Source organism: Cellulomonas sp. GbtcB1, from assembly GCF_019091725.1.
GTDB lineage: Bacteria > Actinomycetota > Actinomycetes > Actinomycetales > Cellulomonadaceae > Cellulomonas.
The window spans coordinates 1-270 of sequence record NZ_JAGXJG010000260.1; the positions used below are offsets into that span (position 1 = coordinate 1).

The following is a 270-nucleotide window of genomic DNA, read 5'->3' on the forward strand; positions in this document are numbered from 1 at the left end:
CAGGAGGCTCTGCGGCAGCACGGCGATGCCGAGCCCGGCGCGGAGCGCGGCGAGCACGCCGTTGATCACGACCACCTTGCAGGTCGTGCGCCACGGCCGGCCGGCCTCGGTCAGGGCCCGGACGGCGGCCTGCCGGGACAACGACGCGCCCTGGTAGGTGATGAGCGGCACCGGCGCCTCGGCGTCGACCGCCGTCCCGGGCACAGCGACCCACACGAGCCGGTCCCGGCGGACCAGCTGGCCCTCGGCCTGGCCGGTGGCCTCCTTGAT

The 270-nt window shown here is 76.3% G+C and carries 1 protein-coding gene; it reads right to left on the bottom strand.

Annotated features, from left to right (window positions below):
• The coding region (locus KVT14_RS20425; protein ID WP_254631393.1) for a LysR substrate-binding domain-containing protein at positions 1–270 on the bottom strand (270 nt) is incomplete at both ends.